Raw genomic sequence first — 13,077 nt, 5'->3', positions numbered from 1 at the left:
GATTCGGCGCGCGCGTCGAGAATCCGATGGATCTGTTCAAGTCGTTCATATCATTGCTCGCGCTGATCAATCCGGTCGGCGCGATACCGTTTTTTCTCAGCCTGACCGCGCACCAATCCGACATCGAAAAGCGCAACACGATTCGCGTCGCGTCGATTTCGGTGTTCTGCGTGATCGCGGTGACGGCGTTGCTCGGGCAGCAGATCATCGCGTTCTTCGGCATTTCGGTCGGATCGTTCGAAGTGGGCGGCGGCATCATCATGTTGCTCATGGCGATCAACATGTTGAATGCGCAGGTCGGCAACACGCGCTCGACGCCGGAAGAACGCATGGAAGCCGAGGAGCGCAACAGCATCGCTGTCGTGCCGCTCGCGATTCCGCTGCTCACCGGTCCGGGTTCGATCAGCACGGTGATCGTCTATGCTGCCAATGCGCAGCACTGGTACGACCGCTTCGGGCTCGTCGTGCTGGGCGCGATCATCGCGGGGCTGTGCTTCGGCGCGCTGAATCTCGCGGAGCCGATCGCGCGCTGGGTCGGGCGCACGGGAATCAACATCGGCACGCGTCTCATGGGTTTGATGTTGTCCGCGCTGGCGGTGGAGTTCATCGTCAACGGGTTGAAGGCCTTGATGCCATCTTTGAAATGACTACTTCGATTGCGATTGTTGATTACGGAATGGGCAACCTGCGCTCGGTCTACCAGGCGCTGAAGAAGGCTGCACCCGAAGCGAACGTGGCGATCGTCGATCAGCCGCACGGCATCCATTCGGCGGATCGCGTCGTGCTGCCGGGACAGGGCGCGATGCGCGACTGCATGGCGCATCTGGGCGAATCCGGTCTGCAGGAAGCGGTGATGCAAGCGGCGCGCGAGAAGCCGATGCTCGGCGTATGCGTCGGCGAGCAAATGCTGTTCGACTGGAGCGAGGAAGGCGACACGAAAGGACTGGGCCTGTTGCCCGGCAAAGTCGTGCGCTTCCAACTCGACGGCCTGCTGCAGGACGACGGTTCGCGCTTCAAGGTGCCGCAAATGGGCTGGAACCGCGTTCGTCAGACGCAAGCGCATCCGATCTGGGACGGCGTCGCGGACGGCGCGTTCTTCTACTTCGTGCACAGCTATTTCGTGGTGCCGGACAATCCGGCCCACACATCCGGCGAAACCGTGTACGGCAGCGCATTTACGTCGGCGGTGGCGCGCGACAATATCTTCGCGACCCAATTCCATCCGGAAAAGAGCGCGGATGCAGGTCTGCGCCTGTACCGGAATTTCGTGCACTGGAACCCGTGAAATGGCCCGCGCGCTAGCGTTTTCGCCTATTACTACGGGCGCATGACCGTTGCAAGACTTGTACTACACTAGCGAGACGGCTCGCGATACAGGCACGAAAGACCGCATGTGCGCCGTTTTGATCAACTTTACCCAGAAAATACGCGATACCTATGCTGCTCATTCCGGCCATCGATCTTAAGGACGGTCAGTGCGTGCGCCTCAAGCAAGGCGATATGGACCAGGCGACCATTTTTTCAGAAGATCCGGCAGCGATGGCCCGACATTGGGTCGATCGCGGCGCGCGTCGGCTGCATCTGGTCGACCTGAACGGCGCGTTCGCCGGCAAGCCGCGAAACGGCGACGCGATCCGCGCGATCCTCGACGAGGTGGGCAGCGAGATTCCCGTGCAACTGGGCGGCGGCATCCGTGACCTGGAAACCATCGAGCGCTATCTGGACGACGGCCTGTCGTACATCATCATCGGCACTGCGGCGGTGAAGAATCCGGGCTTCCTGCAGGACGCGTGCAGTGCGTTCGGCGGGCACATCATCGTCGGGCTGGACGCGAAGGACGGCAAGGTCGCCACGGACGGCTGGAGCAAGCTCACGGGCCACGAGGTCGTCGATCTCGGCCGCAAGTTCGAGGACTACGGCTGCGAATCGATCATCTACACGGATATCGGCCGTGACGGGATGCTTCAGGGCATCAACATCGACGCGACCGTGCGCCTCGCGAAGGCGGTGAAGATTCCGGTGATCGCGAGCGGCGGGCTGTCGAGCATCGCGGACATCGAATCGCTCTGCGAGGTCGAGGGCGAAGGCATCGAAGGCGTGATCTGCGGCCGCGCGATCTATTCCGGCGATCTCGATTTCAGGGCCGCGCAGACGCGCGCCGACGCGCTGCGCGAAGCCGACGGCGCCTGAAAACGCCCGAGCGCGAGCACATCTGAGCAGCACTCCGGGCGGCCGCGACGCCGCCCTTATTCCGCAAGTGGCAAGAACATGGCTCTCGCAAAACGCATCATTCCCTGTCTCGACGTGACCGCCGGCCGCGTCGTGAAGGGCGTCAACTTCGTCGAACTGCGCGACGCGGGCGATCCCGTGGAAATCGCGCGTCGTTACGACGATCAGGGCGCCGACGAACTCACGTTCCTCGACATCACCGCAACGTCCGACCAACGCGATCTGATTCTGCCGATCATCGAGTCGGTGGCGTCGCAGGTGTTCATTCCGCTGACCGTCGGCGGCGGCGTGCGCGCGGTCGAAGACGTGCGGCGTCTGCTCAACGCGGGCGCGGACAAGATCAGCATGAATTCGTCGGCGGTCGCGAATCCGCAACTCGTGCGCGACGCATCGGACAAGCACGGCTCGCAGTGCATCGTCGTCGCGATCGACGCGAAGCGCGTGTCGGCCGAAGGCGAGACGCCGCGCTGGGAAGTGTTCACGCACGGCGGCCGCAAGGCGACGGGCATCGACGCGATCGAATGGGCGCGCAAGATGGCCGAGTTCGGCGCGGGCGAAATTCTTCTGACCAGCATGGATCGCGACGGAACCAAATCCGGGTTCGATCTCGCGTTGACGCGCGCCGTATCGGACGCGGTGCCGGTGCCGGTGATCGCATCGGGCGGCGTCGGATCGTTGCAGCATCTCGCTGACGGCATCGTCGAAGGTCATGCGGACGCGGTGCTCGCCGCGAGCATCTTCCACTACGGCGAGCACACGGTCGGCGAGGCGAAGCGCTTCATGGCCGACCAAGGCATTTCGGTGAGGACGTAAGCGGTGAGCGATCAATCGAACTGGCTCGACAAGGTGAAGTGGGACGCGAACGGCCTCGTGCCGGTGATCGCGCAGGAAGCATCGACCAACGATGTGCTGATGTTCGCGTGGATGAATCGCGATGCGCTCGCGAAAACCATCGAACTGAAGCGCGCGGTGTACTTCTCGCGTTCGCGTCAGCGGCTGTGGTTCAAGGGCGAGGAGTCGGGGCACGTGCAGCACGTTCACGACGTGCGCCTCGATTGCGACGAAGACGTCGTGCTGCTCAAGGTCGAGCAGGTGTCGGGCATCGCGTGCCACACCGGCCGCCATTCCTGTTTTTTCCAGAAATTCGAGGGCACGGCGGACAGCGGCGAGTGGGTCGCCGTCGAGCCGGTCCTGAAAGACCCAGAAAGCATCTACAAATGACGCAAGCCAATACGCTCGACACGCTGCTGCGCCTCGCCGCCGTCATCGACAGTCGCAAGGGCGGCGATCCGGAACAATCCTACGTTTCCCGACTCTTTCACAAAGGCGACGACGCGGTCCTCAAAAAGATCGGCGAGGAAGCGACGGAAGTCGTGCTCGCCGCGAAGGACGCGCGTCATGGCGGCGCGCCGAAAGCGCTCGTCGGCGAAGTCGCCGATTTGTGGTTTCATTGTCTCGTGATGCTGTCGCATTTCGACCTGAGCCCCGCCGATGTCGTCGCGGAACTGGAACGTCGCGAAGGTTTGTCGGGGATCGAAGAGAAGGCGCTGCGCAAATCGCGCGAGCGCGAGCAAAGCGGCAGTTGACGAGCGTTTCGCTTCCAGCGAAGGAGGGCAAGCATGAACCGGCAGTACGAACCCTATCCGCCGCCTGTCGTTCAGAACTCGAATGATCCCGAGCGTCTGCGCAACATGCGCACGTTCACGCATGTTCTGTACGCGTTGTACGCCTTCTATTGGCTGTCCGGCGGGCTCACCGGTCTGGTCGCCATCATTCTCAATTACATCAAGCGTGGCGATGCCGCGGGCACGCCCTACGAGGATCACTTCACCTGGCAGATCCGCACGTTCTGGTGGGCGGTGCTGGGCCATGTGATCGGTTTCGCGACGATCTGGATCGGCATCGGCTTCCTTATTCTTGCCGCGGTCAGCATCTGGACGCTCTATCGCATCATCAAGGGCTGGCTGTATCTCTACGAGAACAAAGCGATCGAACCGCGCGCGTGGTTCTGATCTCGCTTCGATCGAACAGACCTGGCAACGGAGACACGGTTTTACATGAGTCACGACAACTGCATTTTCTGCAAGATCGCCACTGGCCAACTGCCGAGCACGAAGGTCTACGAGGACGACGAATTCGTCGCCTTCAACGACATCAATCCGGCGGCGCCGGTGCATGTGCTGGTGATCCCGCGCAAGCATATTGAAACACTTTCCCACTGCACAGAAAGTGACAGTCCGCTGCTTGGTAGAATGGTGAGTCTCGTCGGACGGTTAGCGAAAGATTTGGGTGTCTCTTACACGGGAGGCGACACCGGTTTTCGCACGGTAATTAATACCGGGCCGGGCGGCGGGCAGGAGGTGTATCACATCCACGCGCATTTGTTGGCCGGCGAGCGCCCGTGGCGCCGAATGGGGTAATGCTGCAATCTTTGTCGGCATTCTCCTTTCCAATGAAATATTGGGCGAGCAAAATCGATAGTCGAAGTTGAGGCGTCCAGTCTCGGCTGAGGCCGCAAGGCCCCAATTTCCGCTCTGGCACCCAAATCGGAGCGGAATCACGGAGAGTTTTCATTCATGGGTTCGTTAAGCATTTGGCATTGGTTGATCGTTCTGCTGATCGTGGCGCTCGTGTTCGGCACGAAGAAGCTGCGCAATATCGGCGGCGATCTGGGCGGCGCGGTGAAGGGCTTCAAGGAAGGCATGCGCGAAGGCGACACGCCGGCAAATTCGACCGATCAGCGCGAGCTGCCGCGTAACGGCGCCGTGGACGTCGAGGCGAAGGACAAGTCCCGTTCGGGCGACTATCGCTAATCCGTCCACCGACGGTAACTCTCCACTTTTCGTTCAATGCTCGATCTCGGTCTGACCAAAATGGCGGTCATCGGCGTCGTTGCGCTGGTGGTCCTCGGGCCGGAGCGCCTTCCCGGCGTCGCTCGCACGGCGGGGGCGCTGTTCGGACGCGCGCAGCGCTATATCAACGACGTCAAATCGGAAGTCGCGCGCGAGATGGAACTCGATGAGCTGAAGAAAATGCGCACCGAGTTCGAAAACGCGGCGTCCAATGTCGAATCGACGATTCACGACACGCTGCGCCGCCATGAATCCGAGTTGAACGATGCATGGAAAGAGGGCACGTCGATCGCGCCGAGCATCGCGGGCGGCGCGGGCGAATCGGCGGACAGTGCCGCGTCGGACAAGCCCTGGGCAAGCACGTCTACATCGACGTCGACCAGGCGCAAGAACTGGCGCGTGAAGCAAGCCGCAATTCCGAACTGGTACAAGCGCACGACCTCGCGTCGCACGCGAGTCCAATCGGGCGCGGCGCGCGTCGCTCGTCATACGCCCGCCACCCTGCGCCGGCAGACGAAGTTCTTCTGAACGAGCCGCGATTCCTTCATCGATGATTTCTACCGAGGGCCGGCGTGAGCGACCCGCAACATACTAAAGAAGAGCCCGTCGAAGAGACGTTCATTTCGCATCTGGTCGAATTGCGCGACCGAATCATGCGCGCGGGCGCTGCGGTCATCGTCGTATTCGTCGCGCTGGTGTACTGGGCGCCGGACATCTTCAAGCTGCTCGCGCGTCCGCTGATGCAGAACCTGCCGGCCGACGGCAAGATGATCGTCACCGACGTCACCGGTTCGTTCTTCGTGCCGATGAAGGTGACGATGCTCGTCGCCTTCGTGATCGCGCTGCCGATCGTGCTGTATCAGGTCTGGGCCTTCGTCGCGCCGGGTTTGTATCAGCATGAGAAGAAGCTCGTCGGGCCGCTCGTTTTCAGCAGCTATACGCTGTTCCTGTGCGGCATGGCGTTCGCGTATTTCGTCGTGTTCCCGACCATTTTTCGCGTGATGGCGCACTACAACGCGCCGCTCGGCGCGGAAATGACGACGGATATCGACAATTACCTGAGCTTCGTGTTGACGATGTTCATGGCGTTCGGCGTGACGTTCGAGGTTCCGATCGTCGTCGTGCTGCTCGCGCGCATGGGCGTCGTGTCGATTCCGAAGCTCAAGCAGATTCGCCCGTATGTGATCGTCGGCGCGTTCGTCATCTCAGCGGTCGTCACGCCGCCCGACGTGTTTTCGCAGCTCATTCTCGCGATTCCGCTCATCATTCTTTACGAGGCGGGCATCATCGCGGCGCGGCTGGTGGTCGGCAAGGAACAGGTCAAGAACGAGGAGCCGGCGGCGGAATAGATGCGGCGTATTGTCGCGGCGCGCGTGGGGTTGATGGACACTAAAAAGGCAGCTTCGGGTGATCGAAGCTGCCTTTTTTCTTCGGCGGATGCGGCGTTTATTCGTCGTTCTGGTCGCCTTGCTCGCCCTGATCTTCATCCGGCATTTGCGGTGCGCGCGGCGGCGCGGGACGTTTGCCGATCATCACGTTGACGTCCAGCTCCTTGTTCTTGCGCATGAGATGAACCTTCACCGACGTACCCGGCTTGATCTGCGCAACGACGTTGAGCAGGCGCGTGGTGTCGGTGATCGTGTCGTCGTTGATGGACACGAGGATATCGCCCGGCTTGATGCCCGCCCTGTCCGCCGGGCCGCCTTGCAGCACGCCCGCGACGATCGCGCCGGATTTCTGATCCAGCCCGAACGACTCCGCGATCTCCGGTGTCACGTCCTGCGGCTCCACGCCGATCCAGCCGCGCGTGACCGTGCCCGTCGTGATGATGCTTTCCAGCACGCTGCGCGCGGTCGACACGGGAATCGCGAAGCCGATGCCGAGCGAGCCGCCGCTGCGCGAATAGATGGCGGTGTTGATGCCGAGCAGATTGCCGTTCACGTCCACCAGCGCACCGCCCGAATTGCCGGGATTAATGGCCGCATCCGTCTGGATGAAGTTCTCGAACGTGTTGATGCCGAGGTGATTGCGCCCGAGCGCGCTGACGATGCCCATCGTGACCGTCTGGCCTACGCCGAACGGATTGCCGATCGCGAGCACGACATCGCCGACGCGCGTCTGATCCATTCGTCCGAGCGTGATGCTCGGCAGATTGGTCATGTTGATCTTCAGCACGGCGAGGTCGGTTTCGGGATCGACGCCGATCACTTTCGCGCTGGACGTGCGACCATCGGCGAGCGCGACTTCGATTTGATCCGCCCCGTCGACGACATGCTGGTTCGTTAGAATGTAACCTTCCGAGCTGACGATGACACCGGAGCCGAGATTCGACGCTGGCGGCTCGTCGCTCTTTCGTTTGTTCTTGTCACCGAAGAAGTAGCGGAACAGCGGGTCTTTCGCACGCGGATCGGGCGGCAGGTTGCCGTCCTTGCTGGAGAACACGTTCACGACGGCCGGCATCGCCTTTTGCGCGCCTTCCGAGTAGGACGATTGAACCGGGCGCGAGCCGATGCTCGGCGCCACCTCCTGCAACGCGACGATCGGCTCGGCAAGCTGCTTGCCGAATTGACCCTGACGTTGAAGCCACTGCGGTTTCAAGGTCGCGATGATGAACATCAGGGCCAAAAGCACGGTGACCGCTTGGGCAAAAAATAGCCAGAAGCGTCTAAGCATTTGAAGGGATAGAGGATTTCATGGATCGGATCGAACTCGAATTGTATCTGAACAATCTGCTGGAAATCGGCCGCTTCAAGGACTATTGCCCGAACGGTCTGCAGGTTGAAGGCGCGCGGCGCGTGCAGAAGATCGCGACCGGCGTAACGGCCTCGCAGGCGTTCCTGGAGGCCGCGCTGGAGTGGGGCGCGGACACCGTGCTCGTGCATCACGGCTACTTCTGGCGCAACGAGGCGCCGCAGATCACGGGTCGCAGGTACCGGCGGCTGCGCACGCTGATCGCCAACGACATCAATCTCTTCGCCTACCATCTCCCGCTCGATTCGCATCCTGATCTGGGCAACAATGCGCAGATCGGCGCGCGCCTCGGGCTGATCGCCGATGGCCGTTTCGCCGATCAGGATCTCGGCTGGGCCGCGACGCTCGCGATGCCGCTGTCGCTCGAGCACTTCAGCGCGATGGTCGAGAACGCGCTCGGCAGGAAGCCGCTCGTGTTCGGCGATACGGACAAGGAACTGCGTCGCGTGGCGTGGTGCACGGGTGGCGCGCAAGGCTATTTCGACGACGCGATCGCGGCGCGCGCGGACGTGTATCTGACCGGCGAAGTCTCGGAGCAGACCATGCACATCGCGGCGGAATCGGGCGTGGCGTTCATCGCGGCCGGTCATCACGCAACGGAGCGTTACGGCGTGCAGGCCGTCGGCGCGCATCTGTCGGAGCAGTTCGATATCGAACATGTTTTTATCGATATCGATAATCCGGTTTAATACGTTGTTAAGCCGGCGCGCCGATTATCGGCGCTTGCAGTTGCCTGAATGAAGCTTCACCAGATTGCGCGAGAAACGTGGGGAAAACCCTGAAGCATCAAACACTTCGAGTGATTTTTGCTAGTCAGCCCTTGTAAATGCTAACTCCATTCGCGCACACTAACGGCGAACGACTGATGTGACGGTATAAATCCAACTCAGAAGTGGGGCGTGTGATGCGAGACAAGGATGAAAAACGCGTCGACGGCGGCCGCCGTACCTGGCTGATTACGACGACCGCAGTAGGTGGTGTCGGAGCTGTGGCAACCGTAGTTCCTTTTGTGGGTTCGTTTGCTCCATCGGAGAAGGCCAAGGCGGCGGGCGCGCCCGTCGAGGTCGATATCAGCGGACTCAAGCCGGGCGAAATGATGACCGTTGCCTGGCGCGGCAAGCCGGTGTGGATCGTCAATCGCACCGACGAAATGCTGGCCGACATCAAGAAGGCCGACAACGAAGTGGCCGACCCGAAGTCCAAGATGGAATTCTCGATGCCGTTGCCGGAGTACTGCAACAACGAGTATCGCTCGCGCGCGGATCACAAGAACATTCTCGTCGCGGTCGCCGTGTGCACGCATCTGGGCTGCACGCCGACGCCGCGTTTCCAGGAGGGCGCGCAACCCAATCTCCCCGATAACTGGCCGGGCGGCTTCCTTTGCCCGTGCCACGGCTCGACCTATGACCTGGCCGGCCGCGTCTTCAAGAACAAGCCCGCGCCGCAGAACCTGGACATTCCACCGTTCATGTTCACATCCGCGACGCAACTCGTGATCGGCAAGGACGAAAAGGGAGAGGCGTAAATGGCGACCGCAGACAAGGAAGTGGAGACATCGGGCTTGACCGGCTGGATCGACCGCCGGTTTCCGATGACCTCGACCTGGAAGAAGCACGTATCCGAGTATTACGCGCCGAAGAACTTCAACTTCTGGTACTTCTTCGGCTCGCTCGCGCTGCTGGTGCTGGTGAATCAGATCGTCACCGGCATTTTCCTGACGATGAACTACAAGCCCGACGCGACGCTCGCGTTCGCCTCGGTCGAGTACATCATGCGCGAGGTGCCGTGGGGCTGGCTCATCCGCTACATGCATTCGACGGGCGCGTCGATGTTCTTCGTCGTCGTGTATCTGCACATGTTCCGCGGGCTGATGTACGGGTCATATCGCAAGCCGCGCGAGCTCGTCTGGATCTTCGGCTGCGCGATCTTCCTGTGCCTCATGGCCGAAGCGTTCTTCGGTTATCTGCTGCCGTGGGGACAGATGTCGTTCTGGGGCGCGCAGGTGATCGTGAATCTGTTCTCGGCGATTCCGTTCATCGGCCCGGATCTGTCGCTGTGGATTCGCGGCGACTACGTCGTGTCGGATGTCACGCTGAACCGTTTCTTCGCGTTCCACGTGATCGCGATTCCGCTGGTGCTGATCGGGCTCGTGGTCGCGCATCTGGTCGCGCTGCATGAAGTCGGCTCGAACAATCCGGACGGCATCGAGATCAAGGCGAAGAAGGGCCCGGACGGTATTCCGCTCGACGGCATTCCGTTTCACCCGTACTACTCGGTGCACGACTTCATGGGCGTGTGCGTGTTCCTGCTGATCTTCGCGGCGATCATCTTCTTCGCGCCGGAAATGGGCGGCTACTTCCTCGAAGCGAACAACTTCGTGCCGGCCAATCCGCTGCAGACGCCGCCGGAAATCGCGCCGGTCTGGTACTTCACGGCGTTCTACGCGATGCTCCGCGCCACGACCGATCCGTTCAAGATCGTGCTGATGATCGTCATCGCGCTGCTCGGGCTGCTCGCGCTCGTGAAGGGACGCGGCAAGTGGCGCCTCGGCCTGCCGGTGCTCGCGGTCCTCGTGCTGATTTTCATGGCGCTGACGGAATCGAAGTTCTGGGGCGTGGTCGTGATGGGCACGGCGGTCGTGTCGCTATTCTTCCTGCCGTGGCTGGACCGCAGTCCGGTGAAATCCATCCGCTATCGGCCGCTCTTCCACAAGGTCTTTTACGCGATTTTCATCCTCGCGTTCCTGATGCTCGGCTTTCTGGGCACACGACCGCCATCGCCGGCCGCGACGCTGATCGCGCAGATCTGCGCGTTGATCTATTTCGCGTTTTTCCTCGGCATGCCTTTCTGGACGCCGCGCGGCAAATTCAGGACGCCGCCTGAGCGAGTGCACTACAAACCTCACTGAGCGCACGTCCGGAGACGAATACGATGAAAAAATGGCTCTCTACAATAGCGATGATCGGTGCGGCGCTGCTCGCGTTTAACGCGGCGCCGGCGTTCGCGCAGGAAGAAGCGGTGCTGGACCGGGCGCCCGACAGTTCGGATAATCTCGCGTCTTTGCAGCATGGCGCCCAAGTTTTTGTAAACTACTGCCTGAACTGCCACAGCGCGAATCTGATGCGGTACAACCGGCTGACGGATCTCGGCATCAGCGAGAAGCAGATTCAGGAGAACCTGCTTTTCTCGACGGACAAGGTCGGCAACACGATGTCCATCGCGATGCGCCCGGAAGACGCGAAGGCGTGGTTCGGCGCGTCGCCGCCGGATTTGTCGGTCGAGGCGCGGGCGCGCGGCAACGACTGGCTGTACACGTACTTGCGGAGTTTCTATCGCGATCCGACGCGGCCGACGGGCTGGAACAATCGCGTCTATGAGAACGTCGGCATGCCGCACGTTTTGTGGACGCTTCAGGGCGTTCGCGATGCGAAATTCGAGACCGATACGGACGAAAAGACCGGCGAAAAGGTAAGAAGATTCGTCGGTTACACTCAGGTTACGCCTGGTGCCATGTCATCCGTGGATTATGATTCAACTGTGGCCGATCTCGTTTCGTACATGTCGTGGATGGCGGAACCCGCGCAGCAGACGCGCAAGCGGCTCGGTGTCTGGGTTCTGCTGTTCCTGGCGCTCTTGAGTTTCCTCGCGTGGCGCCTGAACGCGGCATACTGGAAAGATATCAAATAGCGCGCCTTCGACGGCGTGGGTCGGCGCGACAGCGTTTTCGCGAGAAAACGCCGCGGCCGGCCCTTCGAGTTTACTGAAGGAACTTTAAAAACATGATGGTTCTGTATTCCGGCACTACTTGCCCCTTCTCCCAGCGCTGCCGGCTGGTGTTGTTCGAAAAGGGCATGGATTTCGAGATTCGCGACGTTGACCTGTTCAACAAGCCGGAAGACATCGCGGTGATGAACCCGTACGGACAGGTGCCGATTCTCGTCGAGCGCGACCTGATCCTGTACGAGTCGAATATCATCAACGAATATATCGACGAGCGTTTCCCGCACCCGCAACTCATGCCGGCAGATCCTGTGCAGCGCGCACGCGCACGCCTGTTCCTGCTGAACTTCGAGAAGGAGCTGTTCGTTCACGTCGGCACGCTCGAGAACGAGAAGGGCAAGGCCGCCGAAAAGAATCACGAGAAGGCGCGCAGCGCGATCCGCGATCGCCTCACGCAACTCGCCCCGATCTTCCTCAAGAACAAGTACATGCTGGGCGAAGAGTTCTCGATGCTCGACGTCGCGATCGCGCCGCTGCTGTGGCGTCTGGATCACTACGGGATCGAACTGTCGAAGAACGCCGCACCGTTGATGAAGTACGCCGAGCGAATTTTCAGCCGCCCGGCTTATATTGAAGCGCTGACGCCTTCCGAAAAGGTGATGCGTCGATAGTTTGAGTGCGTTGGAACGCGGCGGCGCGGTTTCGCGCGGCCGCATTCCGGCAGAGGAAAGTTGATGCAAGAGATTTCCACCAAGCCGTATCTGTTGCGCGCGCTGTATGAATGGTGCACGGACAACGGTTTCACGCCCCATATCGCCGTGCGGGTCGATGCCGCCACGCGCGTGCCGCGTCAGTTCGTGCGCAACGACGAGATCGTGTTGAACATCAGTTTCGAGGCGACGAGCCAGCTTCAGATGGGCAACGAGTGGATCGAGTTCAGCGCGCGGTTCTCCGGCAAGTCGCACAAGATCGAGGTGCAAGTCGCGAACGTGCTCGCCATCTACGCGCGCGAAAACGGGCAGGGCATGGCGTTCCCGGTCGAGCAGACGCATTCCGGCTCGGAGCTGACGAGCGCTCCCGTCGGGGCGCGATCGCCTGAGCGTGAGACACGGCAGATCGAAGAGCCTGCAGATGAACGTACGGATTCCGTGACGAAAGACGAGTCGCAATCCGTCACGGATGACGACGCTTCGAAATCACCTGCGAGGTCTCACCTCAAAGTCGTTAAATGAAGTAGAATCCCGAGCTTCGCCGGCTTAGCTCATCTGGTAGAGCAGTTGATTTGTAATCATCAGGTGGCGGGTTCGAGTCCTGCAGCCGGCACCAAGACTTACGTCGACGGGTCGTGCGATGTCCGCACGACCCGTTTGCTTTGAGTCGGCAGGATCAGCGGGTTGGGTCGGCAAGAAAATGCTTCAAAATCTTGTTGACACGAACCGAAGCGTTGTTCATAATCTCGTTTCTCTGCTGCTGATGCAGCGACGCAAGACGGAAGTGATGGTTTGAGTGTCTTGCGATGTGCTCT

18 protein-coding genes and 1 tRNA gene are annotated in these 13,077 nt (G+C 60.9%); 18 read left to right on the top strand and 1 reads right to left on the bottom strand.

Going from position 1 to position 13,077, the window contains the following annotated elements; genetic code table 11:
• Positions 1-26 precede the first annotated feature (26 nt).
• The 11 genes from NOV72_RS25795 to tatC all read left to right on the top strand — a co-directional run bounded on the left by NOV72_RS25795 (position 27) and on the right by tatC (position 6,430).
• Positions 27-647, top strand: a complete 621-nt coding sequence (locus NOV72_RS25795; protein WP_106857397.1) for a MarC family protein — start codon at positions 27-29, stop codon at positions 645-647.
• Positions 644-1,285 (top strand): imidazole glycerol phosphate synthase subunit HisH, encoded by a 642-nt coding sequence (gene hisH / locus NOV72_RS25790; RefSeq protein WP_106857396.1) that lies wholly within the window; start codon positions 644-646, stop codon positions 1,283-1,285. The genes NOV72_RS25795 and hisH overlap by 4 nt, the downstream gene beginning before the upstream one ends.
• A gap of 152 nt (positions 1,286-1,437) precedes the next feature.
• Complete coding sequence (hisA, locus tag NOV72_RS25785; protein ID WP_106857395.1) at positions 1,438-2,190, top strand: 1-(5-phosphoribosyl)-5-[(5-phosphoribosylamino)methylideneamino]imidazole-4-carboxamide isomerase; 753 nt, start codon at positions 1,438-1,440, stop codon at positions 2,188-2,190.
• Between the two features lie 78 nt (positions 2,191-2,268).
• Positions 2,269-3,042 carry an imidazole glycerol phosphate synthase subunit HisF gene (gene hisF / locus NOV72_RS25780; protein ID WP_106857394.1) on the top strand — a complete coding sequence of 258 codons (774 nt, stop codon included), beginning with the start codon at positions 2,269-2,271 and terminating at the stop codon, positions 3,040-3,042.
• Positions 3,043-3,045: 3 nt separating this feature from the next.
• The gene (hisI, locus tag NOV72_RS25775) at positions 3,046-3,450 is read left to right on the top strand and encodes a phosphoribosyl-AMP cyclohydrolase (protein ID WP_106857393.1); all 405 of its coding nucleotides are present in this window, start codon (positions 3,046-3,048) and stop codon (positions 3,448-3,450) included.
• Positions 3,447-3,815 carry a phosphoribosyl-ATP diphosphatase gene (locus tag NOV72_RS25770; protein ID WP_106857392.1) on the top strand — a complete coding sequence of 123 codons (369 nt, stop codon included), beginning with the start codon at positions 3,447-3,449 and terminating at the stop codon, positions 3,813-3,815. The genes hisI and NOV72_RS25770 overlap by 4 nt, the downstream gene beginning before the upstream one ends.
• Positions 3,816-3,848: 33 nt before the next feature.
• Positions 3,849-4,241, top strand: coding sequence for a DUF4870 family protein (locus NOV72_RS25765; protein ID WP_106857391.1), 393 nt, complete (start codon positions 3,849-3,851; stop codon positions 4,239-4,241).
• Between the two features lie 45 nt (positions 4,242-4,286).
• On the top strand, positions 4,287-4,649 hold the full coding sequence (locus NOV72_RS25760; protein WP_106857390.1) for a histidine triad nucleotide-binding protein: 363 nt from the start codon (positions 4,287-4,289) through the stop codon (positions 4,647-4,649).
• A gap of 156 nt (positions 4,650-4,805) precedes the next feature.
• The gene (gene tatA / locus NOV72_RS25755; protein ID WP_106857389.1) at positions 4,806-5,042 is read left to right on the top strand and encodes a Sec-independent protein translocase subunit TatA; all 237 of its coding nucleotides are present in this window, start codon (positions 4,806-4,808) and stop codon (positions 5,040-5,042) included.
• 36 nt (positions 5,043-5,078) lie between these two features.
• Entirely contained in the window at positions 5,079-5,609 is a 531-nt protein-coding gene (tatB, locus tag NOV72_RS25750) for a Sec-independent protein translocase protein TatB (protein ID WP_106857388.1), read from the top strand.
• 44 nt (positions 5,610-5,653) lie between these two features.
• A complete protein-coding gene (tatC, locus tag NOV72_RS25745) occupies positions 5,654-6,430 on the top strand; it encodes a twin-arginine translocase subunit TatC (protein WP_106857387.1) in 777 nt (258 codons plus the stop codon).
• Positions 6,431-6,527: 97 nt separating this feature from the next.
• Here the strand turns inward: tatC and NOV72_RS25740 are convergent, their stop codons facing one another.
• Entirely contained in the window at positions 6,528-7,754 is a 1,227-nt protein-coding gene (locus NOV72_RS25740; protein WP_106857386.1) for a S1C family serine protease, read from the bottom strand.
• Between the two features lie 20 nt (positions 7,755-7,774).
• Between NOV72_RS25740 and NOV72_RS25735 the strand changes: the two genes are divergently transcribed.
• The 7 genes from NOV72_RS25735 to NOV72_RS25705 all read left to right on the top strand — a co-directional run bounded on the left by NOV72_RS25735 (position 7,775) and on the right by NOV72_RS25705 (position 12,878).
• The gene (locus tag NOV72_RS25735; protein ID WP_106857385.1) at positions 7,775-8,521 is read left to right on the top strand and encodes a Nif3-like dinuclear metal center hexameric protein; all 747 of its coding nucleotides are present in this window, start codon (positions 7,775-7,777) and stop codon (positions 8,519-8,521) included.
• A 215-nt stretch (positions 8,522-8,736) separates the two neighbouring features.
• Entirely contained in the window at positions 8,737-9,357 is a 621-nt protein-coding gene (gene petA, locus NOV72_RS25730) for a ubiquinol-cytochrome c reductase iron-sulfur subunit (protein WP_106857384.1), read from the top strand.
• On the top strand, positions 9,358-10,740 hold the full coding sequence (locus NOV72_RS25725; protein WP_106857383.1) for a cytochrome b: 1,383 nt from the start codon (positions 9,358-9,360) through the stop codon (positions 10,738-10,740).
• Between the two features lie 23 nt (positions 10,741-10,763).
• The gene (locus NOV72_RS25720; protein ID WP_106857382.1) at positions 10,764-11,519 is read left to right on the top strand and encodes a cytochrome c1; all 756 of its coding nucleotides are present in this window, start codon (positions 10,764-10,766) and stop codon (positions 11,517-11,519) included.
• 92 nt (positions 11,520-11,611) lie between these two features.
• Positions 11,612-12,223, top strand: a complete 612-nt coding sequence (locus NOV72_RS25715) for a glutathione S-transferase N-terminal domain-containing protein (protein WP_008344155.1) — start codon at positions 11,612-11,614, stop codon at positions 12,221-12,223.
• 63 nt (positions 12,224-12,286) lie between these two features.
• On the top strand, positions 12,287-12,784 hold the full coding sequence (locus NOV72_RS25710; RefSeq protein WP_106857381.1) for a ClpXP protease specificity-enhancing factor: 498 nt from the start codon (positions 12,287-12,289) through the stop codon (positions 12,782-12,784).
• Between the two features lie 18 nt (positions 12,785-12,802).
• Positions 12,803-12,878 (top strand) — tRNA-Thr (locus NOV72_RS25705).
• The last annotated feature ends 199 nt before the right edge of the window (positions 12,879-13,077 follow it).

The organism is Caballeronia novacaledonica, assembly GCF_900258035.1.
Taxonomy (GTDB): domain Bacteria; phylum Pseudomonadota; class Gammaproteobacteria; order Burkholderiales; family Burkholderiaceae; genus Caballeronia; species Caballeronia novacaledonica.
The sequence above is the reverse complement of the archived record's forward strand: the minus strand, read 5'-3'. Positions and strand labels throughout refer to the sequence as shown.

Excerpts from the sequence above, each read along its gene's own strand:
- hisF (WP_106857394.1), top strand. The coding sequence starts at position 2,269 with ATGGCTCTCGCAAAACGCATCATTCCCTGTCTCGACGTGACCGCCGGC.
- NOV72_RS25770 (WP_106857392.1), top strand. The coding sequence starts at position 3,447 with ATGACGCAAGCCAATACGCTCGACACGCTGCTGCGCCTCGCCGCCGTC.
- NOV72_RS25725 (WP_106857383.1), top strand. The coding sequence starts at position 9,358 with ATGGCGACCGCAGACAAGGAAGTGGAGACATCGGGCTTGACCGGCTGG.
- NOV72_RS25710 (WP_106857381.1), top strand. The coding sequence starts at position 12,287 with ATGCAAGAGATTTCCACCAAGCCGTATCTGTTGCGCGCGCTGTATGAA.
- NOV72_RS25735 (WP_106857385.1), top strand. The coding sequence starts at position 7,775 with ATGGATCGGATCGAACTCGAATTGTATCTGAACAATCTGCTGGAAATC.
- NOV72_RS25795 (WP_106857397.1), top strand. The coding sequence starts at position 27 with ATGGATCTGTTCAAGTCGTTCATATCATTGCTCGCGCTGATCAATCCG.
- NOV72_RS25720 (WP_106857382.1), top strand. The coding sequence starts at position 10,764 with ATGAAAAAATGGCTCTCTACAATAGCGATGATCGGTGCGGCGCTGCTC.
- tatA (WP_106857389.1), top strand. The coding sequence starts at position 4,806 with ATGGGTTCGTTAAGCATTTGGCATTGGTTGATCGTTCTGCTGATCGTG.
- hisA (WP_106857395.1), top strand. The coding sequence starts at position 1,438 with ATGCTGCTCATTCCGGCCATCGATCTTAAGGACGGTCAGTGCGTGCGC.
- petA (WP_106857384.1), top strand. The coding sequence starts at position 8,737 with ATGCGAGACAAGGATGAAAAACGCGTCGACGGCGGCCGCCGTACCTGG.
- tatB (WP_106857388.1), top strand. The coding sequence starts at position 5,079 with ATGCTCGATCTCGGTCTGACCAAAATGGCGGTCATCGGCGTCGTTGCG.
- hisH (WP_106857396.1), top strand. The coding sequence starts at position 644 with ATGACTACTTCGATTGCGATTGTTGATTACGGAATGGGCAACCTGCGC.
- NOV72_RS25715 (WP_008344155.1), top strand. The coding sequence starts at position 11,612 with ATGATGGTTCTGTATTCCGGCACTACTTGCCCCTTCTCCCAGCGCTGC.
- NOV72_RS25740 (WP_106857386.1), bottom strand. The coding sequence starts at position 7,754 with ATGCTTAGACGCTTCTGGCTATTTTTTGCCCAAGCGGTCACCGTGCTT.
- NOV72_RS25765 (WP_106857391.1), top strand. The coding sequence starts at position 3,849 with ATGAACCGGCAGTACGAACCCTATCCGCCGCCTGTCGTTCAGAACTCG.
- NOV72_RS25760 (WP_106857390.1), top strand. The coding sequence starts at position 4,287 with ATGAGTCACGACAACTGCATTTTCTGCAAGATCGCCACTGGCCAACTG.